General features: G+C 38.0%; 24 protein-coding genes and 1 riboswitch. Of the genes, 20 read left to right on the top strand and 4 right to left on the bottom strand.

Going from position 1 to position 21,545, the window contains the following annotated elements; all coding sequences use genetic code 11:
- The first annotated feature begins 72 nt into the window (after nt 1-72).
- The 6 genes from BABA_RS09300 to BABA_RS09275 all read left to right on the top strand — a co-directional run bounded on the left by BABA_RS09300 (nt 73) and on the right by BABA_RS09275 (nt 6,390).
- Nucleotides 73-789 (top strand): response regulator, encoded by a 717-nt coding sequence (locus BABA_RS09300; RefSeq protein WP_007084915.1) that lies wholly within the window; start codon nt 73-75, stop codon nt 787-789.
- Nucleotides 786-2,564, top strand: a complete 1,779-nt coding sequence (locus BABA_RS09295) for an ATP-binding protein (RefSeq protein WP_007084914.1) — start codon at nt 786-788, stop codon at nt 2,562-2,564. The genes BABA_RS09300 and BABA_RS09295 overlap by 4 nt, the downstream gene beginning before the upstream one ends.
- A 210-nt stretch (nt 2,565-2,774) precedes the next feature.
- A complete protein-coding gene (sigX, locus tag BABA_RS09290) occupies nt 2,775-3,326 on the top strand; it encodes an RNA polymerase sigma factor SigX (RefSeq protein WP_007084913.1) in 552 nt (183 codons plus the stop codon).
- Nucleotides 3,301-4,494 (top strand): hypothetical protein, encoded by a 1,194-nt coding sequence (locus BABA_RS09285; protein WP_007084912.1) that lies wholly within the window; start codon nt 3,301-3,303, stop codon nt 4,492-4,494. The genes sigX and BABA_RS09285 overlap by 26 nt, the downstream gene beginning before the upstream one ends.
- 175 nt (nt 4,495-4,669) lie before the next feature.
- Nucleotides 4,670-5,416 carry a peptidoglycan DD-metalloendopeptidase family protein gene (locus BABA_RS09280; protein ID WP_007084911.1) on the top strand — a complete coding sequence of 249 codons (747 nt, stop codon included), beginning with the start codon at nt 4,670-4,672 and terminating at the stop codon, nt 5,414-5,416.
- A 94-nt stretch (nt 5,417-5,510) separates the two neighbouring features.
- A riboswitch (FMN riboswitch) is annotated at nt 5,511-5,644 on the top strand.
- Between the two features lie 161 nt (nt 5,645-5,805).
- Entirely contained in the window at nt 5,806-6,390 is a 585-nt protein-coding gene (locus BABA_RS09275) for an ECF transporter S component (RefSeq protein ID WP_007084909.1), read from the top strand.
- A 118-nt stretch (nt 6,391-6,508) separates the two neighbouring features.
- Here the strand turns inward: BABA_RS09275 and BABA_RS09270 are convergent, their stop codons facing one another.
- The gene (locus BABA_RS09270) at nt 6,509-6,757 is read right to left on the bottom strand and encodes a ferredoxin (protein WP_007084908.1); all 249 of its coding nucleotides are present in this window, start codon (nt 6,755-6,757) and stop codon (nt 6,509-6,511) included.
- A gap of 237 nt (nt 6,758-6,994) precedes the next feature.
- On the opposite strand from BABA_RS09270, the gene BABA_RS09265 reads away from it, so the two are divergent.
- From BABA_RS09265 to BABA_RS09245, 5 genes are all read left to right on the top strand, one after another.
- Nucleotides 6,995-8,065 carry a YpbB family protein gene (locus BABA_RS09265; protein ID WP_007084907.1) on the top strand — a complete coding sequence of 357 codons (1,071 nt, stop codon included), beginning with the start codon at nt 6,995-6,997 and terminating at the stop codon, nt 8,063-8,065.
- Complete coding sequence (locus BABA_RS09260; RefSeq protein WP_007084906.1) at nt 8,056-9,561, top strand: RecQ family ATP-dependent DNA helicase; 1,506 nt, start codon at nt 8,056-8,058, stop codon at nt 9,559-9,561. The genes BABA_RS09265 and BABA_RS09260 overlap by 10 nt, the downstream gene beginning before the upstream one ends.
- Nucleotides 9,558-10,166, top strand: coding sequence for a CPBP family intramembrane glutamic endopeptidase (locus tag BABA_RS09255; protein ID WP_007084905.1), 609 nt, complete (start codon nt 9,558-9,560; stop codon nt 10,164-10,166). Before BABA_RS09260 ends, BABA_RS09255 begins: the two co-directional genes overlap by 4 nt.
- Entirely contained in the window at nt 10,159-10,875 is a 717-nt protein-coding gene (locus tag BABA_RS09250) for a LysM peptidoglycan-binding domain-containing protein (RefSeq protein WP_007084904.1), read from the top strand. The genes BABA_RS09255 and BABA_RS09250 overlap by 8 nt, the downstream gene beginning before the upstream one ends.
- Before the next feature lie 92 nt (nt 10,876-10,967).
- Entirely contained in the window at nt 10,968-11,423 is a 456-nt protein-coding gene (locus BABA_RS09245; protein WP_007084903.1) for a DUF2663 family protein, read from the top strand.
- A 31-nt stretch (nt 11,424-11,454) separates the two neighbouring features.
- Here BABA_RS09245 and cotJC read toward each other — a convergent pair whose 3' ends face one another.
- The 3 genes from cotJC to BABA_RS09230 are packed head-to-tail and all read right to left on the bottom strand — an operon-like array spanning nt 11,455 to nt 12,531.
- Entirely contained in the window at nt 11,455-12,024 is a 570-nt protein-coding gene (cotJC, locus tag BABA_RS09240) for a spore coat protein CotJC (RefSeq protein ID WP_007084902.1), read from the bottom strand.
- Nucleotides 12,025-12,043: 19 nt separating this feature from the next.
- On the bottom strand, nt 12,044-12,304 hold the full coding sequence (locus tag BABA_RS09235) for a spore coat protein CotJB (RefSeq protein ID WP_007084901.1): 261 nt from the start codon (nt 12,302-12,304) through the stop codon (nt 12,044-12,046).
- Nucleotides 12,301-12,531 carry a spore coat associated protein CotJA gene (locus BABA_RS09230; RefSeq protein ID WP_007084900.1) on the bottom strand — a complete coding sequence of 77 codons (231 nt, stop codon included), beginning with the start codon at nt 12,529-12,531 and terminating at the stop codon, nt 12,301-12,303. Before BABA_RS09230 ends, BABA_RS09235 begins: the two co-directional genes overlap by 4 nt.
- A gap of 146 nt (nt 12,532-12,677) precedes the next feature.
- Between BABA_RS09230 and BABA_RS09225 the strand changes: the two genes are divergently transcribed.
- The 9 genes from BABA_RS09225 (at nt 12,678) to ypeB (ending at nt 21,482) form a co-directional block, all read left to right on the top strand.
- Nucleotides 12,678-13,313: a CBS domain-containing protein gene (locus tag BABA_RS09225; protein WP_007084899.1), complete on the top strand. Its 636-nt coding sequence runs from the start codon at nt 12,678-12,680 to the stop codon at nt 13,311-13,313.
- Nucleotides 13,314-13,433: 120 nt separating this feature from the next.
- The gene (locus BABA_RS09220; RefSeq protein WP_007084898.1) at nt 13,434-14,222 is read left to right on the top strand and encodes a metallophosphoesterase; all 789 of its coding nucleotides are present in this window, start codon (nt 13,434-13,436) and stop codon (nt 14,220-14,222) included.
- Nucleotides 14,223-14,296: 74 nt separating this feature from the next.
- On the top strand, nt 14,297-14,881 hold the full coding sequence (locus tag BABA_RS09215; protein ID WP_007084897.1) for a genetic competence negative regulator: 585 nt from the start codon (nt 14,297-14,299) through the stop codon (nt 14,879-14,881).
- Nucleotides 14,882-15,086: 205 nt separating this feature from the next.
- Complete coding sequence (locus tag BABA_RS09210; RefSeq protein ID WP_007084896.1) at nt 15,087-16,364, top strand: Glu/Leu/Phe/Val family dehydrogenase; 1,278 nt, start codon at nt 15,087-15,089, stop codon at nt 16,362-16,364.
- Nucleotides 16,365-16,454: 90 nt separating this feature from the next.
- Entirely contained in the window at nt 16,455-17,426 is a 972-nt protein-coding gene (locus tag BABA_RS09205; RefSeq protein ID WP_007084895.1) for a YpdA family putative bacillithiol disulfide reductase, read from the top strand.
- Between the two features lie 6 nt (nt 17,427-17,432).
- On the top strand, nt 17,433-18,389 hold the full coding sequence (locus BABA_RS09200; protein ID WP_007084894.1) for an asparaginase: 957 nt from the start codon (nt 17,433-17,435) through the stop codon (nt 18,387-18,389).
- Nucleotides 18,390-18,473: 84 nt separating this feature from the next.
- On the top strand, nt 18,474-19,163 hold the full coding sequence (prsW, locus tag BABA_RS09195; protein ID WP_007084893.1) for a glutamic-type intramembrane protease PrsW: 690 nt from the start codon (nt 18,474-18,476) through the stop codon (nt 19,161-19,163).
- Nucleotides 19,164-19,320: 157 nt separating this feature from the next.
- The gene (gene sleB, locus BABA_RS09190) at nt 19,321-20,118 is read left to right on the top strand and encodes a spore cortex-lytic enzyme (protein ID WP_420805989.1); all 798 of its coding nucleotides are present in this window, start codon (nt 19,321-19,323) and stop codon (nt 20,116-20,118) included.
- Between the two features lie 14 nt (nt 20,119-20,132).
- The gene (ypeB, locus tag BABA_RS09185; protein WP_007084891.1) at nt 20,133-21,482 is read left to right on the top strand and encodes a germination protein YpeB; all 1,350 of its coding nucleotides are present in this window, start codon (nt 20,133-20,135) and stop codon (nt 21,480-21,482) included.
- Nucleotides 21,483-21,545 lie beyond the last annotated feature (63 nt).

The following is a 21,545-nucleotide window of genomic DNA, read 5'->3' as shown; positions in this document are numbered from 1 at the left end:
GCAGTAATTACCGTGAAAATATAGAAAAATACCATGCCATTTTGTACAATAAACTTCATGGGGGGATTAATAATGGAAAAAGACGTGAAAATTTTAGTTGTAGATGATGAAGAAAGAATTCGCCGTTTATTAAAAATGTATTTAGAACGTGAAGAATATATAATCGATGAAGCAGAGGATGGAAACGAAGCGTTAACAAAAGCAATTGCAAATGACTATGATGTTATTCTGCTTGACTTAATGATGCCTGGCAAGGATGGCATTGAGGTTTGTCGTGTATTAAGAGAAAAAAAGGCAACTCCCGTTATTATGTTAACCGCGAAAGGTGAAGAAATCAATCGCGTTCAAGGCTTTGAAGTGGGGACTGATGACTATATTGTTAAACCATTTAGCCCACGGGAAGTAGTGCTGCGTGTAAAAGCGCTATTAAGAAGATCATCGCAAACCAGCTATTTGCAAACCGAAACAACGACAAAGGATGTCATTGTCTTTCCACATTTAACGATTGACAATGATGCTCACAGAGTGTTAGCAGACGGCAAGGAAGTAAGCTTAACTCCCAAAGAATACGAATTACTTTATTTCCTAGCAAAAGCACCGGATAAGGTGTTTGATCGCGAACAATTACTGAAAGAAGTTTGGCATTATGAATTTTTCGGTGATTTACGAACGGTTGATACGCACGTAAAACGTCTTCGCGAAAAATTAAATAAGGTGTCTGAACAGGCTGCAAGGATGATTGTAACGGTTTGGGGAGTAGGCTACAAATTTGAGGTTGTAAATGAATGACCTTTTTGAGAAGTGTAGTTGGTAAACTTTGGTTTACCATCCTATTGCTGGTATCGTTCATACTGTTTATTTTAACTGTCATGCTATTGGAATTCTTCCAAAATTACAACATTGATCAAACAAAAAAGGACTTAACGGATACAGCGGAAAAAATTTCCTATGTTTTAGAAAAACATCCTGATAAATTATCACTTGGTTTAGAAATATCCTGGGAATTTATCGATGATGTCACAAAAGTGGTCGTTGTAAAGAATGAAGATGAGGTTTATTATTCTCCAAATACTGATGATACCAAAAAGTTGTCCATTAAGGATATTAATAAAGACCCAGATTTAAAGAAAATATTTCACAATAACAAAAAAGTTGAAAAGATTTCCAACCTTTCAATAAAGAATGGCATTAAGGATACTAATTATTCCATTATTGGTGTCCCGCTCCATCTCCCTGGTGGGAAAAATGGTGCGGTATTTATTTATCAGTCGTTAGAAGACATGCAGGAAACCTCACATTCCGCAACAAAATTTATATTACTTGTAGCCGGTGTGGCCATTATTTTAACCACTATTTTTGCCTTCTTCCTATCTACACGAATCACAGCGCCGTTAAGAAAGATGAGGGAGGCTGCATTTGAAGTGGCTCGAGGAAAATTTGATACGAAAGTCCCAATCCTGACTCATGATGAAATTGGCGAACTGGCAACGGCCTTTAACCAGATGGGCAGGCAGTTGAAATTTAATATGAATGCCCTTAACCAGGAAAAAGAACAGCTAGCTAGTATTTTAAGTAGTATGGCCGACGGGGTTATCACCTTTAATCGAGATGGAACGATTCTGATTACGAATCCTCCGGCAGATCGCTTTTTACAATATTGGTATTACGAAAAAGGGGGATTTGCCTCTGATTCGGAGTCAATCCCATCACAAGTAATGGAGCTTTTTCAACGGGCGGTAGATACTGAAAAAGAACAAATTGGTGAGATTTCCCTACAAGGGCGGCATTGGGTCATTTTGGTAAGTCCTCTATATAGTAATCAATTTATCCGTGGAGCAGTAGCGGTTCTAAGGGATATGACTGAGGAAAGACAATTGGATAAAATGAGGAAAGACTTCATCGCCAATGTTTCACATGAACTTAGAACACCAATTTCCATGTTACAAGGGTACAGTGAAGCGATTGTGGATGATATCGCTGAATCACAGGAAGAGAAAAAAGAAATGGCCAAAGTCATCTATGATGAATCATTGCGAATGGGACGGCTGGTTAATGAATTGCTGGACCTTGCCCGAATGGAAGCAGGACATATTCATTTATCGATGGAGGATATTGAAATTTCTACCTTTATCAATCGAATTATCCATAAATTTCAGGGATTGGCAAAGGATAATGAAATTGTGTTGAATGCGGATTTAGAAGATGGGGTTACTGCGTTTATATTTGACCCTGATCGAATTGAACAGGTGTTGACGAACTTAATCGATAATGCAATAAGGCATACACCAAAAGGTGGAGCTGTTTCATTAACAGTAACGTCAGAAGACAATGGAATAAGAATGGAAGTAAAAGATTCCGGCTCTGGGATCCCTGCGGAAGATCTGCCGTTTGTTTTTGAACGCTTTTATAAAGCGGATAAAGCGAGGACGAGGGGAAGAGCGGGAACAGGACTTGGGCTTGCAATTGTGAAGAATATTATTGATGCCCATCGGGGCCATATTTCCGTGCAAAGTAAAATGGGACAAGGAACAACATTTTCCTTCCTGCTTCCACGAAAAAAGTAAAATAAACAATCATTTTGCCGATTGTTCTTGATTCACAAGGAACAATTAAGAGTGGAAGCGTCTATTTGATGCTTCCGCTTTTTTTATGTGTAATTGAATTTAACCTTTTACAAATACCTTCCAATCTGGCCAAAAAACGTCTATATTTAAAAGGGTGAAACTTTTTATACATAAACATCGACTAATATAAATGAACGGGGAGGGGAATTGATGGACTCCGTTTTCGATGAGCTATATCAAAAATATCATCATGACGTTTTTCAATTTCTATTTTATATGGTTAGAGACAAAGAACAGGCAGAGGATCTTGTTCAAGAAGTCTATATTCGGGTATTTAAGTCTTATCATCGTTTTGAAGGGAAAAGCAGTGAAAAAACATGGCTGTTTTCGATTGCAAGGAATGTTGCCATTGACTTTTTCCGTAAACAAAAGGGCTGGAAGGAAAGATTACTTGAAAAATTTGATTGGTCAACCAATCAAGTAAAGGATGAGAATCCGATACCTGAAGAAATTACTGTACAGAAGGAAGAAATCCGGTGGATATACAAATGTCTTGAGTATTGTACACTGGATCAACGGTCTGTTATCATTCTGCGTTATTTACAGGATTTATCCATTTCTGAGACTGCCCTAGCACTGGGCTGGACGGAAAGTAAGGTAAAGACCACACAACACCGCTCCTTAAAGGTTTTGAAGAAGCAGATGGAATTATTTTATGAAAAGGAGGGAGTAACAAGTGAAAAAGTCAGAGTGGAGCGATAATGAGCTCGAAGAATTATTAAGGCAGATGCCGAAAATACTAGATCATCGCAATCCTCGTGACATTTACCAAAATCTTTCCTTAAAACGGCGTAAAATAAAATCATGGCTTTTGCCTGGCATAGCTGCTGCAGCCGCATTGCTTTTATTTTTCATCCTGGCACCAAAATTAATGGATGGGACAAATTTCTCCTTTGATAAGACGCAAGATGAAAAATCCACAGCAAATCAAGAAATGAAGATGACTTCAAGGGATTTAACCCCAGCCGTGGAAAAAAATGACGCCTTACCAAAGAAGAAGGCGTATTCAGAAACAGAACAGCCAAGCGTAATGAAAGCTGAGAGTATAAAAACGGCCATTTATGAGGATGAATTGGAGAAGGGGACTACTGTATTCACTTACTGGATTCCAGATCCACAAGTGCAAATTCTAATTCCTGTTTCTATTATCGCAAAGAGTACGGGAGGCCAACCCTGGCTTACTCAATATACTAAGAAAATGCCCGTTTTAACGGAAGAAGAATGGGGATTATCAGAATTTTATCCTTTAAATGGGACGATGGAGCTTGATAATAATAATAGCAGCGTTTGGGTTGATGTTCCTTCCAATCATCAATACGGACAAGGTTCAACCAGTGAAACAAATTTTATTAATGTATTAAAAAGGGATATTTCCTCTAATAGCAATCTTAAAAAAATAAAGTTTTCAACAAACGGTAACCCAGGAATTGAATTAGGGAATTACGGCAAGCTTGAAGAAGTGGATGTTGTTCCTGATAAAAGGCATGCGTACTTATTTTATTATCCAGAAGGTAGTGACCTTCCATTTCTTACTCCAACAATTGAGACGTTTAACGATATAAATACTGCAATAGAAGTGATGAAATCTGATCAGCCCTTATTAGGTTTAAAGAGCTCCCTGAAGTCCATAATGCCGTTACATGAATTATCAGTCTCTGACAAAACATTATTTGTCTCACTAAGGGGAAATGCAAATCTACAAGACAACCAGCAGTCATCATCTTCTCTCGAGGCACTACTTTTGACAGCAAAGGAATTTGGGATTGAAAAGGTAGTCATAAAGGATTCTGCCATTCCAGCTATTGGTTCCTTCAATTTATCAAAGGATATCAAGGTGCCAGTAGCACCTAATTTACGAAATATAGAATGAATGTTAAAAATCAACCAACCCGGTTGATTTTTTTTATGAATAAAATTTGGAAGGACTCCAAATTATAACAAGTATGCTCATGTCGGTCTCTGATGCGGCAATATGTTCTAAACGTGAATTCATGAACATATGGTGTGGAGGAGAGGACAAGATATATAAGGAGGAAATTGTAAGCATGCTTGACTACATAAAAAGGTTTTTAATTGCCATCATTATGGCACTGTTTATCAGTTTATTATTTTTAGGCGGCAAACATTCAGAGGCTTCGGGTTTGCAGGCACAAAATGGCATGGAAGAACACTGGATATGGCCGGCAGACGGTGTCATTTCCGATAAATATGGAACAAGGCAGGGAACCCATAAAGGAATCGATATAGCGGGTAAATTGGATACACCCGTAATGACCGTTGATGGTGGGACGGTTGTTAAGTCATATTATTCGAATACATATGGTCATGTTGTTTTTATAAAACACTTAAGTAATTTTGTCACCGTTTATGCCCATTTAAATAAGCGGGACGTTTCGGTTGGTCAAAAGGTTAAACAGGGTGATGTGATTGGGAAAATGGGTGGGACTGGCCAAGCAACAGGAACCCATCTCCATTTTGAAGCCCATCAAATCGAATGGAGATACGATAAGAAATATGCACTGGATCCGGAAAGTCTATTAGGTAAAGCAGATGTTGGTGAATCCGTTCAGGCTGGTGTCGCAGGTATTAGTAATAATGTGTTAGCAGCAAGCACCCACCCACTTATAGATGAAGGTTCATCAGAAGCAAATAAAGAAAAATACATTGTTAAACAAGGGGACACATTGTACTCTATTGCCCATAAACAAAACATTTCTATAAATAGAATAAAGTCAATAAACAATCTAACATCGGATCTCATTAAGCCAAATCAACTATTAATTGTTGATTAATATTCTGAAAAACCTGCTAACCTTTGTTAGCAGGATATTTTTTACTTAACAAAAGGGAATTTCTTTAGTATAATAAAGTTGTAATTTAATATCGATCTATCTTCGGGGCAGGGTGAAATTCCCGATCGGCGGTATTGGAGCAATGCTCCTGAGCCCGCGAGCCTTTTATAGGCAGGATTTGGTGTGATTCCAAAGCCGACAGTATAGTCTGGATGGGAGAAGATGGAGGTTCTGCAGACGTTCAAAAAATGCTGAAGCAACGAACGTTTATTAAGCGTGCCTTCGTGAGCTCCCTCAAGTGAATGACTTGAGGGATTTTTATTTACTTGGCCGCCCATTTTGCTGAACCTCTCTTCCTTACACGATGGATCAAAAAAGGAGAGAGGAAGATGAAGAAAATGAAGAAAACAAAGAAAATATCAGTAAAGGCTTATGTTTCAATTGGAATGCTGAGCAGTATAGCATATCTTTTAATGCTACTAAATTTCCCGCTGCCACTATTTCCTAATTTCTTATTTGTTGATTTCAGCGACATCCCAGCGTTAATTGCCACTTTAATTTTTGGGCCAATTGCAGGAATATTAGTTGAGTTTTTTAAAAATGTCCTTAATTATATTGCGACAGGAAGCCCAACGGGAATCCCTGTTGGTCATATTGCCAATTTCTTAGCGGGAATTGTGTTTATCCTGCCAACCTATTTTGTATATAACAAACTAAAAACGAAAAAGGGTATGACAATTGGTTTAATCGCAGGAACCGTCATAATGGCCGTTGTGATGAGTATTTTGAATTACTTCATTATTTTACCTGCCTATACGGTTCTTATGGGATTTCCAGACATGAGAAACTTGGTAGTACCTGCGATTTTACCTTTTAACATCTTAAAAGGTGTCATGATGTCCTTCATCTTTATGCTATTATTTATTAAAATGCAGACATGGATTAATAAATTTTCAGCCATAAAAAGTGCATAAAAAAAGCAGCAGGGGTCACTCACACATGAGCCCCTGCTGCTTTTTTACCATTAAATAAATAAACCCCGCCTATAAAAGACGGGGATTAGTAGCTTAAAAATATTTTTTTGACAAAATATTATTCGAATTTTGTTGGGTTACCATCGAATGATTCGTCAGCTACTTTGATTGAATCTGTTGGGCAGCCTTCAAAAGCATCCATCATGTCATCGATTAACACATCTGGAATTTCAACAATACCTTCGTTATCGTCAAGTGTAACATATGCAATGCCTTCATCATCATAATCATAAATATCTGGTGCTGCTGCGCCACATGCACCACATGCGATGCAAGTTTCCTTGTCAACAATAGTATACTTTGCCATGAAAAAAAACCTCCCAGTTAAATAACAAAAATTATTCTAGCTCATTTTCCATATTAAAAATGGAAACGCATTACTCCTCTCTATTGTAAAACTGTATGGGCAACTTTTCAATAGAAAAATACTATTAAAACTGTGGTTTGTTATTTTGATTTACTTAATCTTTCATTTTTTAATCAGCAAGAATCTACATTTCATGTTAAAATAAAAATAGAAATAATGGGGAATTTGTCGATAAAAATGAAGAAAAATGTGGTGGGGCATATGCTGCAGTTGGAAGCCATCATTCTATATTGTTTAACACAATTAAATAATGAACGGACAATTTATTCCATCTTTCACCTTATTAATGGAAAAAAGTCATCGCAAACTATTCAAGATGCTCATTTATTTTCTTTAAAAAGGTTTTTTGGAATTTATGACACATTAACAAGGGACTCCTTTGATGAAATCATTCATTCCATGTGCAAAAATGAGTGGATTAACCACTGCGGAGAACAACAATACATTCTTACCAACACTGGAAAGTCAATTTTAGAAAGCCATCCAGTGCCACCCTATTTAAATGGCTGGGGGTATCAGCCGTTTACTTCGTTGTTTTGGGAAAGATTATCCTTATTTATTCAGGTTACTTCGAATCTTATTTTTGGTGAGGCGAGGTACCAACCTATCCAAAAAAACAAGGATGTTCACCTGTGGTTAAAAGCTGCAATAAAAGAAATGAGAATATCAAGGAATGAGTTAGGGGACATGGTTTTCACGGAGTTGATCACATGCTTCGATGAGACTGAGGAAATTAATCCCGCTATTTTGGTGTTTCGGTTAACGGGTTTCGAGCAAATTGGGCTAACTTCAATACAGACAGCAAAGAAATTAAATATGGACATTCATGATTATCATATTGGATTTATTCATACCCTTCATTTTTTGTTGCAAACCATTATGCGGAATCCCGCACGTTTTAGAATATTAGCCATCCTAATCAAGGACTTGAACCAAAATGATGAGTTAACTATTTCATCTAGGAAAACGTTGGCGCTATTAAATGAGGGATATTCTCCTGACATGATTGCAAAATTCAGGAAATTAAAATTAAGTACTATTGAAGATCATTTTGTTGAATTTGCTTTAAGTGTCAATCATTTCTCCATCGACCCCTATGTAGATAAAGAATTACAAATAAAAATAATTGAAATTTCCAGGCGAATGGGAACTAGGCAACTTAAGCTAATTAAGGATCAATTGCAGTCAGCCACGTATTTTCAAATACGATTGGTGTTGGCGAAGTATGGTGATAGGGAATGGAAATAGAATCACTGTTAAAAAAGTACTTTGGGTATCAGTCATTTAAAACAGGCCAGAAGGAAGTTATTTCATCGGTGCTTGCGGGAAAGCATACGTTAGCTATGCTGCCAACAGGAACGGGAAAAACCTTGTGTTATCAACTTCCAGGGCTTATCCTTCCGGGACAAACTTTAATCATTTCTCCGCTGCTTTCCCTTATGCAGGATCAAGTTGAACAATTTAAACGCTTTGGTGAGAAACGGGTCATTGCATTGAATTCATTTCTATCTCCGGCAGAAAGAAATAATGCACTTCGGCAGTTAAGGGAGTATAAGTTTATCTTCATTTCTCCCGAAATGCTCCGGGTTCCATTTATTATGAGGATGCTACAGCAACTAACGATTTCGTTATTTGTTGTCGATGAAGCACATTGTATATCACAATGGGGCTTTGACTTTCGCCCTGATTATTCGAAATTAGGAGACATACGTGAAAAGTTAGGGAATCCCCTAACCCTTGCACTCACAGCAACAGCCACAAATAAGGTTCTAGATGATATTTCTTCTTCACTTGGACTTAAAGAAATGGTAAGAATAGTATCCACTATTGATCGCCCAAATATTGCTTTTCAAGTTGAAAAAACAACTGATTATCGGGATAAACAAAATCGGGTTATTGATCTTGTTTCAGGACTGCAAAAGCCTGGGATTATTTATTTTTCTAGTAAAAAGGCAGCGGAACAAATGGCCGCGTTACTTGAAGAAAAGGGTATTTGCCGCGCAATGGCCTATCACGGCGGAGTGGATCAAAACTCCAGAATTTTAATTCAGCAGCAGTTTATTCATAACCAGTTGGATGTCATATGTGCGACAAGTGCCTTTGGAATGGGAATAAACAAGGAAAATATTCGCTTCATCATCCATTATCATATGCCGATGCAAATAGAATCATATCTTCAGGAAATCGGCAGGGCAGGCCGTGATGGGAACCCGAGTGTCGCAATTCTTTTATACGCAAATGGTGACGAACAACTTCCGCTTCAGCTTGCAGAAGGGGAATTACCATCAGAACAGCAAATTGACTGGTTTTTTGCACATGTACAGCACGAAGAACCATTAATCGATGGCAGGATAGAATATAGTCAGCACTTAAAAGAGCTTGGTGGTTTTTCGGACACTCAATGGAGAATAATTGAGGACTTTCTTAATCCACTCGAAGGGGCTAGTTCCCCTGAAATAGTAAAGACCAAGATAAAGGAATTTGTTAAGGAAAGATTAGGTGCTAAGATCAATAATGTCTTTCTAATGAAAAGATGGGTGGAATCTGCCTCGTGCAGACGAGAATTTATCTTAGGATATTTTGATGAAAGATTGTGTAAGAAGGTTTCCTCCTGCTGTGATATTTGTGGGCTGGAGTTAAATGATTATCTGACTACAGCAAAAACTTCACCTTTGAAAACTAGTGAAGAAAAGTGGAAGGATTATCTTGCCAAAATATTAATCAATAGTGAGTTGAGAGAATGAAACAGAAGTATCATGAATTAATCGCAGGTTTAACGGATAAAGAGCTCCTTTCTCATTTATATGTTACACAAATCATTCTCGTAGGAATCTCGTTTATTTTAGGCTTTCTATTGTTTGATCATTTTTCGTATTTAGATCAGATCCAACTGGATGACTTAAATATTGTAACAATCGGTATTCCTGCAGGCGTTGCCGTTGTCATAACCGATTTAGTCTTAATGAACCTGCTGCCTCCCTCCTACTATGATGATGGGGGATTAAATGAAAGAATTTTTAAAAATAAAAGTGTTTTTCATATTTTTGTGATTGCATTTTTTGTTGCGTTTAGTGAGGAATTACTCTTCCGAGGTATCATCCAAACAAAAGTGGGTCTAATTCTAGCCAGTATTATTTTTGCTATTATTCATTATCGGTACCTCTTTAATTGGTTTCTATTTATAAATATTGTCCTGCTTAGTTTTGTAATTGGAATGATTTACGAATGGACTGGGAATTTGGCAGTAACCATCATTATGCATTTTTTGATTGATTTTCTCTTAGGTTTATATATTAAATTTAGACGTACCACCGTTTGGGATGAACAGGGAGGCGAGCTCCGTGAATAAGGAAGAACCATACAGAGACCAAGCCGAAAGGCTAAAGCAGCGGATTCAAAAAATAAATGATAAAGTAGACGACGGTAACAGTAATAAGTTACCTCCAAGAGAGCAAGTACACCGTCAAAAAAAGAAAAAAACAAAATGGAAGCTAAAATATCCACTCATTCGACTATTGGTCTTGTGTTTTATCCTCCTTCCTATCATCATTTTTAGTGTGATTTCCTATAGGGATAGTGGGAAGAAAGTGAATGGAACCGAGAAGACGTCCGGGAGCTCGGTAGGATATGAAACCATTAATCTTGATAAATCCAATGCTGAAGACGAAATCATTTCCGAGAAATCTGAGGAAACAGAACCAAATCAGGATACAGATGGTTCGGGTGTAGCGGAGGAAAATAGCGAAGTGCCTCAGGATGTAGCGGAACAACCTGTTTCGAGTGTCCCATCGACTCCATCTGTTCCGGCACCAAGTTCAAATAATGATGCTGCCAATAAGCAGGTGACAGATAAAAATAGTCAGCCGCAGCCAGAACCTGTCAAAAGCGAAACAAATAAGGTCATTTATCATACTGTTACCAAGCAAGATACACTCTATAAGATTTCGATGAAGTACTACCAATCTCAAAAAGGAATCGATATTATCAAAAAGGCAAATAAGCTTCAGGGTGAAGAAATTTATGTTGGTCAAGTCTTGAAAATACCGTTAAACAACTAGCCGATCACTTCGATCGGTTTTTTTGTCTTTTTTAAAACATAATTTTTGGGACAAGGTCATAAGTATATAGGAGAAATGGAGGGTGATAACAAATGGATTCTCCAATCCAATTACTTGAATACACGGACCAAGCAACGAAGCAAATGTTAGAAAACGTTAGAAAAAAGAAGAAGAAGTTTGACGACACTAAAATGTGGCATTTTATTTCGATATATGGAACACTTTTTTTTGCCTTTATTTTTATGCTATATTTCTATGTAACAATCTTCAAACACTATTCTTATTCCTTTTTATCCGTGTTATCGGCAACATTAAATGATGCAGCGGCAGTTCTCTTGATCACGATAACTCTTATCGGGTTAGGCGTGATGAATCTGTTAAAACAACAAAAGGAAAAGAAAGAAAAGGAATATCAGGAATTACGGTGTGAAATTGTTGACCGAAGTAAGGATTTGTGGAAAAGAGAAGAGGAATGGAAGAACCGCCACATTGTTTTTGAAATGATGAAAAAGCAGTACGATATTAATCTTTACCACGAAAAAAAATAAGAAGCAGAATGATGGCTGCTTCTTATTTTTATTAAAAGATTGTCTTTTTGCCTTGCTCTTCTTTTAATATTTCTACCGCTTCGCGGAATCTTAATGAATGGATTATTTCACGTTCACGTAAAAAACGCAGACTATCGTTAATATCAGGATCATCACTGATGTTAATCAACCACTGGTATGTGGCCCGAGCCTTTTCTTCTGCCGCAATATCTTCATATAAATCAGCAATTGGATCTCCTTTTGCGGTAATATAGGTAGCTGTAAAAGGTGCTCCAGCAGCATTATGATAGTATAAGGCACTGTCATGATCGGCATAGTGAGCTCCGAGCCCTGCTGCTTTCATTTGCTCCGGTGTTGCATCTTTTGTTAATTTATACACCATGGTGGCTATCATTTCGAGATGGGCAAATTCCTCGGTACCGATATCTGTTAAAAGACCTATTACTTTATCAGGGATCGTATATCTTTGGTTCAAATAGCGGAGTGCAGCTGCAAGCTCTCCATCAGCACCTCCATATTGCTCAATTAAATACTTGGCTAGTGTTGGGTTACAGGTACTGACGCGAACAGGATACTGTAATTTCTTCTCATAAACCCACATCCATTTCATCCCTCCCCTTTTAAACTTGCCACGGCCAAGGCGTATCGTCCCAGTTCCAAGGATAGCCTGAATAACTATTACCAAATTGTAATAGCGGCCCAAATTGGCTTTCAAATTCCTTTTTTAATCGTTTTCTTTCCTTGGCATAATGGTTAAATTGATGGATGGCTTCAAGGTCATCGTTATGTGTATCTAAGTAAAGGGTTAACTCGACTAAAACAAAGTCGACCGCCTGGAGCTGCTCCATTAATTGATAGTATTCAGCAGGAACTTGTTTCATGGAGCCATTCCCCCTTTGGCTTTCTCAGCGGAATTGAAGTATGGATCATAAAGATCCTTCCAAAGCGTACCGGCTCGTAAGGCTTCGAGTGGTGTAAATTGAGGAAGATTTGGTGGTTGAAACGCCATATATAAATGTGGCGGGGTAGAATAGGTTTTTGTTGTGATTGGTTTACAAGGGTCAAACGGACTCGCATAAGGATGATACGATTTATGGTGTGTATTCATTGTAGCCCTCCCTATATTCAGCATCAGTTAATCATATGAGTGATTTCGTGTTACATGACATAAATCTTTAATATATTAAAGGATTTTTTCAGAGCTTGGCGAAGTATAATGAAGATGTAAGGATTATTACAATGGGGTGATGGGAATTGTTCGTAAAAAATATTATGATACCTAAGCATGAATCTTTTACTGCTCAAGCAGATGTTACGTTGAAAGAGGCATTGTCATTATTAGAAAAGCATCAAATTGATGGATTACCTGTTTTACAAGGTAGTAAGTATCTGGGCGTTGCGACAAGATTTAATATATATGAGGGTTATTTTCTTTCTAATCTACAAAAAGAGGAATATTTAACCTCAACCCTTGTTCAAGGTATTGTTTCATATCAAAATAAATATTTAGAAGGAGGGGAGTTATTTGAAAGGACTCTCCTGGATTTGAAGGATTTCCCATTATTAGCGGTTGTTGATGGAAACAAAAATTTCCTTGGGGTTGTAACAAGGTCAGATGTGATCAGTTCCTTTGAAAGTGCATTTGGTGTAAACCGGCCTGGTGTAAGGATTGCCTTTACATCAGTTGAAACAGAAGGTCGGATAGCCCGCCTTTCGGAAATTGCTCATCAATTCCATGAACATATTATTTCACTAGTAACCTTTGATGAAACGGATAAACTTGTCCGAAGAATTGTGATGAAGATTGAAAAGAAAGATAATATAGACAGGTTTACTAAGAAACTTGAGGAGCACGGGTTCCGAATTTTAAGTATTCAAGAGGACGAATAATTAGGGCAAGATTGATTTTCCCTTCATACATTGTATGGGGGGTTTTTGTTTTTTTAGTTGAAGCCTCCTTTATGGTATGATTTCCGTAAACGTAAAGTAAGGAAAAGGGGAAAAGAAAAGATGATTTTGTTTTGGTTTGGACTTTTCATTTTGATAGGGGGATTCCTACTCCTCCTGTATATGGTACGTGAAGCATTTTTAAATAAAGTAGTCGAGCAGGAATTAGTATTTTCAGATTTTCCGGCATCATTTGGCAAAGTGACAATTTTCTTTATTTCGGATATTCATAAGCGGACAATATCAGATCTCATTATTGATAAAGTAAAGGGAAAGGCAGATCTCGTCATTATCGGAGGGGATTTAACCGAAAAAGGGGTTCCATTTGAAAAAGTGAAAACGAATTTAGTGAAATTAAAACAGGTTGGCCCTGTTTATTTTGTTTGGGGTAACAATGATTATGAAGTGGATTTTCGAAAATTGGATGCCATTCTACTCGACTTAGGGGTAAAGGTGTTAGCTAATACAGCAGTAACATTTGAATCACCACTTGGGGAAAAATTGTGTTTGCTTGGGGTAGATGACATGAGTCAGGAGCGTGACCGCCTTGATTTGGCCCTGTTAGATGCCGAGGTAAATAGTTTCAAAATAATGGCCAGTCATATTCCGGCAATCATGAAAAAAATTATACCTGAGCATGAAATACGCTTGGTGTTAAGCGGACATACTCATGGGGGTCAGATCCATCTTTTCGGCTATAGTCCATATAAAAAGGGGGGAATAAAAAAATTAAATAACACTATTCTTTTTATAAGCAATGGTTATGGTACCACCGCTCTTCCCTTAAGGCTAGGGGCGCCTGCAGAATCACACCTCATTACCCTTCAAAGAGGAACAGAAAAATCAGGATGATATAGACAATTCACCAATAGAACCCTAAGGCATACACTGAAAACAAGAGTTATGTCACGGCAGGGGGCAAAAGCATGCGCTTAGAACGCTTAACGACCAATAAAATCAAAATTTTTTTAACCTCTGATGATTTGTTTGATAGGGGGCTTTCCAAAGAAGATATTTGGAAGGATTCAAGTAAATGGAATCAGCTCTTTCATGATATGTTGGAAGAGGCCAGCGAGGAATTTGATGTTGATATCCAAGGGTCAGTAGCGGTTGAAATTTTCTCCCTTCAGGCACAAGGGATGATATTGATTATTACTGTTGATGAAGTAAAAGTTGATGATGAAGATTTACTATATGATGGGTATATTGAAATGCAGGTAAGGGTGGAAGGTTGTCAAGAACTCCTATTTGAGTTTAAAGAATTTGAGGATGTTATTGGACTTTCAAAAAGGCTGTCAAATATAGAATTATTTGGCGGGAGCTTGTATTCGTACCATAATTACTATTATCTTTTGATGGATCAAGTAGATGCCGCGAAAAAAGAAAGGGCAGCCAGTATTTTATCGGAATTTGGAAACCCCTCTATTCTAAGCCCGTTTGTACTTGCTGAATACGGGAAACAAATCATTAAATATGGGGCAGTGGAAACCATTCTCCATTATTTTAAATAAAATAATATAAGGGTAAAAAATAAAAAGGGGCCCTTGCCCCTTTTAAATTTTTAAAAGGGACAAAACGTAATTGGGAGCGGTTTCAACTATGCGTTGAAAAATACATAATTGTGTGGTTTTCATCTTGCATAAATCAATTAAACGTGTATACTTGTGACTGAAAGCGGACAACATTCGTTAAAGTGATTTCTTAGGAGGATTACAAATGGTAGCCGAAAATGGTACAGAAAAGACTAATCAAGTGGAAAAAAATGATGTGTTGAAATCAACACAAACAGTAATTCATAAAGCCCTTGAGAAGTTAGGTTATCCAGAAGAGGTATACGAGCTCTTGAAAGAGCCGTTACGTATGATGACAGTTAAAATTCCAGTTAGAATGGATGACGGATCAACCAAAATATTTACGGGATACCGTGCACAACATAATGATTCAGTTGGGCCAACAAAGGGCGGAATTCGTTTTCACCCAGGTGTGACCGAAACAGAAGTGAAAGCCCTCTCAATCTGGATGAGCTTGAAGTGCGGCATCGTCGACCTTCCGTATGGCGGAGGAAAGGGCGGTATTGTTTGTGATCCGCGTGATATGTCCTTCAGAGAGCTTGAAAGATTAAGCCGGGGGTACGTACGAGCAATAAGCCAAATTGTTGGACCAACGAAGGATATTCCGGCACCAGACGTGTTTACCAATTCACAAATCATGGCTTGGATGATGGATGAATATAGCCGAATCGATGAATTCAATTCTCCTGGCTTTATTACCGGAAAGCCGCTTGTATTAGGGGGTTCACATGGACGTGAATCAGCAACGGCAAAAGGTGTAACGATCTGTATCCGTGAAGCAGCAAAAAAGAAAGGCATTCAAATTGAAGGTGCAAGGGTTGTGATCCAAGGTTTCGGTAACGCGGGGAGCTATTTATCAAAATTCATGCATGATGCTGGAGCGAAAGTAATCGGTATTTCCGATGCCTACGGAGCATTACATGATCCAAACGGTCTTGATATTGATTATCTATTGGATAGACGAGATAGCTTTGGAACCGTTACAAAATTATTTAATAATACAATTACAAATAAAGAATTGCTTGAACTTGAATGCGATATTCTCGTACCTGCTGCAATTGAAAATCAAATTACTGCTGACAATGCCCATAATATTCGTGCGAGCATCGTGGTCGAGGCAGCAAATGGTCCAACTACATTAGAGGCTACAGAAATTTTAACAGAACGTGGGATCCTTCTTGTTCCGGATGTATTAGCATCAGCGGGTGGAGTTACTGTTTCGTACTTTGAGTGGGTTCAAAATAACCAAGGTTATTATTGGACAGAAGAAGAAGTGGAAGAAAAACTCGAAAAAATATTAGTGAAATCATTTAAAAATATTTACGATACTGCCCAAACACGCCGTGTTGATATGAGACTTGCTGCCTATATGGTCGGGGTTAGAAAAATGGCAGAAGCAAGCCGCTTCAGAGGTTGGATTTAAGTGCTCTACATTGAATTATAATAAAAAAACTCCTATCATATACAAGGTGGGAGTTTTTTTATTTCGAATCGTAACGAGGAGTGTATCCATTTGCAATCAGAAGATATAATTATAATTGGCGGAGGACCCTGCGGTTTAGCCGCAGCTATTTCATTACAGGAATTGGGGAAAAAGCCATTAATTATTGAAAAGGGGAATGTGGTTAATTCTATCTACCATTATCCAACACATCAAACCTTTTTTAGTACGAGCGAAAAATTAGAAATTGGCGGTATGGCGTTTGTGACCGATAGCTACAAGCCTAAAAGAAACCAGGCGCTTGTCTATTATCGGGAGGTAGCCAAGCGTAAGCAGCTCCGTATTAACGCCTTTGAAACAGTCATAAAAGTGTCCAAACTGGATCAACAATTGTATGTTACTACCGATAAAAAAACCTATTGTGCAAATTATGTCATCATTGCAACAGGTTACTATGATCACCCGAACTTTATGGATGTTCCAGGCGAAGACCTGCCAAAGGTTTTCCATTATTTTAAAGAGGCTCACCCCTATTTCGATCAGGATGTTTGTGTAATTGGAGGGAAAAATTCCAGTGTAGATGCAGCGCTTGAACTTGTTAAAGCCGGTGCAAGGGTAACTGTTTTGTACCGTGGCACGGAATATTCACCAAGCATTAAACCATGGATTCTTCCGGAATTTGAAGCCTTAGTGAAAAGTGGAACAATAGTTATGGAGTTTGGCGCGGCTGTTAAAGAAATTACTGAAAATCAGGTCGTATATAAAAAAGACGGTGAACAAAAAACGATTAACAATGATTTTGTTTTTGCCATGACCGGCTACCATCCAGACCATCAATTCTTAAAAACTATGGGTGTGAAAATTGATGAGGGGACGGGAAGACCCCTATTTGACCCGGAGACAATGGAGACGAACATCGAGGGGATTTATATTGCAGGTGTAATTGCTGCAGGGAATAATGCAAATGAAATTTTTATCGAAAATGGACGTTTCCATGGCGGACAAATAGCGCGTGATATTTTAGAAAAAGAACCCAAAGGATGATAAGTCATGAATAAAGTTGTTCTATTAACAACAGGCGGAACCATTGCAAGTAAAACGAATAAGGTATCAGGTAAATTAGCTTCTGGTGCATTAACGGGTGAAGAGCTGGCGGCCATGTGTAATTTACCAAATGATATTGAAGTAATTGTAGAATCTGTTTTTCAGAAGGCAAGCATTCATATTACCTTTGATGATTTAGTTGTTCTAAAAAATAAAATAGAAGATTATTTTAAAGATGAGGCGGTTTCTGGTGTTGTTGTAACTCATGGAACGGACACCATGGAGGAAACAGCCTATTTTCTTGACTTAACGATAAATGATTACAGACCAGTGGTTGTAACGGGCTCACAACGCTCGCCTGAAGATTTGGGAAGCGATGTATATATTAACTTGAGGCACGCTATTTATTCAGCTTGTTCTGCCGATTTACATAATGCTGGTACTGTTGTTGTTTTTAATGAGCGAATATTTGCTGCCAGATATGTGAAAAAGGAACATGCATCTAATATACAGGGTTTTAACGTTTTTGGATTCGGTTATCTCGGGATTATTGACAATGACCGGGTTCATGTCTTTCAAAAACCCCTTAAAAGAGAATACTATGAAATGAAAACTCAGGTCCCGCAAGTGGAGATTATTAAATGCTATATTGGAGCGGATGGAAAATTTATTAAGGCCGCCAGAGAGGCGGGAGTAAGCGGAATTGTTCTAGAAGGAGTTGGAAGAGGTCAGGTGGCTCCTATGATGATGGAGGAAATTGAAAAGTCCATTAAAGAGGGGATAAAACTAGTTATTACAACGAGTGCAGAGGAAGGGGCTGTATACACAACCTATGATTATGAGGGAAGTGCTTATGACCTTTATAAAAAAGGTGTCATTCTGGGAAGTGACAATGACTCGAAAAAAGCAAGGATTAAATTGGCTGTAGCATTAGCGAGCGGTTTAGAGTCTATTAATTTTTAACACTTAAAATGGAATCAATCTTTCATTTTCTTTACATCGGTTCCGTGTTACGATAAGGGAAAAGGATTGGAAAGTAGGTTCATCATGCTGGGAATTTTATCTGCCGGTGTTGCTCCAGGACTGGCATTGTTAAGTTATTTTTATTTAAAAGATGAATACGAGCCAGAGCCAATTTCCTTTGTACTAAGGACATTTATTTATGGAGCCCTTTTGGTGTTTCCTATCATGTTTATCCAACATGTCTTTGATGTAGAGCATTTGCTTAAATCGAATCTGATTGATGCCTTTTTTAGTTCAAGTCTACTAGAAGAATTTTTTAAGTGGTTCATTCTTTTCTATGCCATATATCAGCATGTCGAATTTGATGAACCCTTTGATGGAATTGTATATGGAGTATCTGTTTCCCTTGGATTTGCTACAGTCGAAAATATCTTTTATTTAATTGCCAACGGGATTGAACATGCGATGACGCGTGCCTTATTACCGGTATCAAGCCATGCCCTATTTGGTGTAATTATGGGCTTTTATCTTGGAAAAGCAAAGTTTACGGAAGGAAATAAAGCCAAATGGATCCTGTTCTCTTTGCTTTTGCCTTTTATATTGCATGGGTTTTATGATTTCATTTTGATTTCACTAGAACATTGGCTGTTTATTATTTTTCCGTTTATGATTTTCCTTTGGTGGTTTGGTTTAAGAAAGGTGAAAAAAGCAAAAATATTAAGTGCCAATCATTTTAACAAACAATATCCTGTACGGAAGACCCTTCATTCCTAAATGAAGGGTTTTTTTATTTATTCTTCATAAAATGGAATAAAAACACCAATAAAACAAAAAATAGGGTTACTGCTAAAAAGATTCAGATGGGGGTTAAATTTCCATGATGAAGAAAAACAACCTAATTAAATACTTCATCCTATTCTTTTTCTGTGTTATGCCAATATCTTTGATGGAGAATCAAAGGGTTCAGGCCTTCTCTAATCAGGTAATCCAAAAAGGAGCTGTTGGCGATGATGTCATTGAACTTCAATCAAGGCTCCAATATATTGGCTTTTATAAGGGAAAAATTGATGGAGTATTTGGATGGGGAACATATTGGGCACTTAGAAACTTTCAAAATGAATTCGGGCTGCCAATAGACGGATTGGCCGGTGCCAAAACGAAAGAAAAGTTAACCAAAGCAAGTAAATACGACCAGCAGTTTGTAAAAAATCAAATGAAATCTGGGAATAAGTTTACTCATTACGGTGGAGTTGATCAAAGCAAGCAGAGTGCCCCAAGTCCTAAAGCTCCAGCAAACAAGGCACCAGCAACTAAACCGGCACCACCACAAGCTGCTCCGAAGAAGCCGACGGCAGCAAATACTCCAGCCGGTTTTTCGCAAAATGATATCCGCTTAATGGCAAACGCTGTTCATGGGGAATCGAGGGGTGAACCATATATAGGCCAAGTTGCCGTAGCAGCTGTAATATTGAACCGTGTCAATAGTGCTTCATTTCCTAGCACTGTTTCAGGAGTGATTTTTGAACCGGGAGCTTTTACAGCGGTTGCCGATGGGCAGATTTGGTTGACACCCAATGAAACGGCAAAAAAAGCGGTAATAGATGCTATTAATGGATGGGATCCAACGGGTGAGGCACTTTATTACTTTAATCCGGATACAGCTACCAGTGGCTGGATATGGGGAAGACCACAAATCAAACGAATAGGGCAGCATATTTTCTGCAAGTAGAGAGGTGATTAGAATTGATTAGAGGAATATTAATCGGTGTTCTTGCTGTAGGTGTGGCGGGCACTGCTTATTGGGGCTACCAGGAACACCAAGAAAAAAATGCAATCTTGTTAAACGCCGAAAACAATTATCAAAGGGCATTCCATAACCTTTCCTACCGGATGGATATTCTCCACGATAAAATTGGAACAACCCTTGCCATGAATTCTAAGGATACCTTGTCCCCATCCTTAATAGAGGTTTGGCGATTAACTTCGCAGGCACATGGTGATGTTGGGCAGCTGCCATTAACATTGCTGCCTTTTAATAAGACAGAGGAATTTTTAGCGAATATCGGCAATTTCAGCTACCGAACGGCAGTAAGAGATTTAGGAAATGAACCATTAACAGATAAGGAATATGAAACACTAAAGGGGCTTTATACGAAGTCAGGCGATATTCAGAATGAACTCCGAAATGTCCAGCATATGGTATTAAAGAATAACCTGCGCTGGATGGATGTCGAGTTAGCCCTTGCATCGGGAAAAGAATCGACTGATAATACGATAATTGATGGCTTCAAAACGGTTGAAAAAACAGTATCAAGCTATGAGGAATCTGACTTTGGGCCGACATTTATGAATATGCAAAAGAAGGATGAAAATTTCAAAAAGATCAAAGGAAAAACCATTACACGGAATGATGCCATTCAGGTCGCCAAAAAGTATATGAAGTTTGATGGAAACACGGAAGTAAAAGTAACTGAGAATGGAAAAGGTTCCGACTATGGTTTTTATAGCGTTTCTATTAAAAATAAACAAACCAGGCAAGAAGCTAGTATGGATATTACCAAAAAAGCCGGTCACCCTATTTGGTTTATTAATAACCGTGATATAAAGGAACAAAAGTTTAGTCTTAATGAAGCTGACAATAAGGCCGCTGCATTTTTAAAGGAAACAGGATTCAAGGATTTAGAGGTTTTTGAAAGTACTCAGTATGATAATATCGGCGTCTTCAATTTTGTTACAAATATTAATGGGGTACGAATTTATCCAGAAGCGGTAAAGGTAAAAGTAGCGCTGGATAATGGCGATATTATTGGCGTATCGGCTGAGGATTATTTAAAATCTTTCCAAACTAGAACGATTGAAAAACCTGCGATTACCTTGGAACAGGCACGTGCAAAGGTTAATCCTAACCTCAAGGTATTGGAAAACCGTGAGGCGATGATTATGAACGATTTAAATGAAGAGGTATTATGCTACGAATTCCTAGGGACTATTGGTAATGATACCTATCGAATTTTTATTAATGCAAAAGATGGATTTGAAGAAGAAGTTGAAAAGTTGAAAAATGCCGAGGCCATTTACGAAGATGTTCTATAAGGAAAAGCATTTGCTTTTCCCTTTTTACATTGAATAATAAAGTCCGAAAATCCAATAATATAC

It is taken from the genome of Neobacillus bataviensis LMG 21833, from assembly GCF_000307875.1.
Classification (GTDB): Bacteria; Bacillota; Bacilli; order Bacillales; family Cytobacillaceae; genus Neobacillus; species Neobacillus bataviensis.
The sequence above is the reverse complement of the archived record's forward strand: the minus strand, read 5'-3'. Positions and strand labels throughout refer to the sequence as shown.

Excerpts from the sequence above, each read along its gene's own strand:
- cotJC (WP_007084902.1), bottom strand. The coding sequence starts at position 12,024 with ATGTGGGTTTATGAGAAGAAATTACAGTATCCTGTTCGCGTCAGTACC.
- BABA_RS09220 (WP_007084898.1), top strand. The coding sequence starts at position 13,434 with ATGATTTTGTTTTGGTTTGGACTTTTCATTTTGATAGGGGGATTCCTA.
- BABA_RS09200 (WP_007084894.1), top strand. The coding sequence starts at position 17,433 with ATGAATAAAGTTGTTCTATTAACAACAGGCGGAACCATTGCAAGTAAA.
- BABA_RS09300 (WP_007084915.1), top strand. The coding sequence starts at position 73 with ATGGAAAAAGACGTGAAAATTTTAGTTGTAGATGATGAAGAAAGAATT.
- sigX (WP_007084913.1), top strand. The coding sequence starts at position 2,775 with ATGGACTCCGTTTTCGATGAGCTATATCAAAAATATCATCATGACGTT.
- BABA_RS09280 (WP_007084911.1), top strand. The coding sequence starts at position 4,670 with ATGCTTGACTACATAAAAAGGTTTTTAATTGCCATCATTATGGCACTG.
- BABA_RS09275 (WP_007084909.1), top strand. The coding sequence starts at position 5,806 with ATGAAGAAAATGAAGAAAACAAAGAAAATATCAGTAAAGGCTTATGTT.
- BABA_RS09210 (WP_007084896.1), top strand. The coding sequence starts at position 15,087 with ATGGTAGCCGAAAATGGTACAGAAAAGACTAATCAAGTGGAAAAAAAT.
- BABA_RS09215 (WP_007084897.1), top strand. The coding sequence starts at position 14,297 with ATGCGCTTAGAACGCTTAACGACCAATAAAATCAAAATTTTTTTAACC.
- BABA_RS09255 (WP_007084905.1), top strand. The coding sequence starts at position 9,558 with ATGAAACAGAAGTATCATGAATTAATCGCAGGTTTAACGGATAAAGAG.
- BABA_RS09265 (WP_007084907.1), top strand. The coding sequence starts at position 6,995 with ATGAAGAAAAATGTGGTGGGGCATATGCTGCAGTTGGAAGCCATCATT.
- BABA_RS09295 (WP_007084914.1), top strand. The coding sequence starts at position 786 with ATGACCTTTTTGAGAAGTGTAGTTGGTAAACTTTGGTTTACCATCCTA.
- BABA_RS09270 (WP_007084908.1), bottom strand. The coding sequence starts at position 6,757 with ATGGCAAAGTATACTATTGTTGACAAGGAAACTTGCATCGCATGTGGT.
- BABA_RS09260 (WP_007084906.1), top strand. The coding sequence starts at position 8,056 with ATGGAAATAGAATCACTGTTAAAAAAGTACTTTGGGTATCAGTCATTT.
- BABA_RS09230 (WP_007084900.1), bottom strand. The coding sequence starts at position 12,531 with ATGAATACACACCATAAATCGTATCATCCTTATGCGAGTCCGTTTGAC.
- sleB (WP_420805989.1), top strand. The coding sequence starts at position 19,321 with ATGCCAATATCTTTGATGGAGAATCAAAGGGTTCAGGCCTTCTCTAAT.
- BABA_RS09245 (WP_007084903.1), top strand. The coding sequence starts at position 10,968 with ATGGATTCTCCAATCCAATTACTTGAATACACGGACCAAGCAACGAAG.
- BABA_RS09235 (WP_007084901.1), bottom strand. The coding sequence starts at position 12,304 with ATGAAACAAGTTCCTGCTGAATACTATCAATTAATGGAGCAGCTCCAG.
- prsW (WP_007084893.1), top strand. The coding sequence starts at position 18,474 with ATGCTGGGAATTTTATCTGCCGGTGTTGCTCCAGGACTGGCATTGTTA.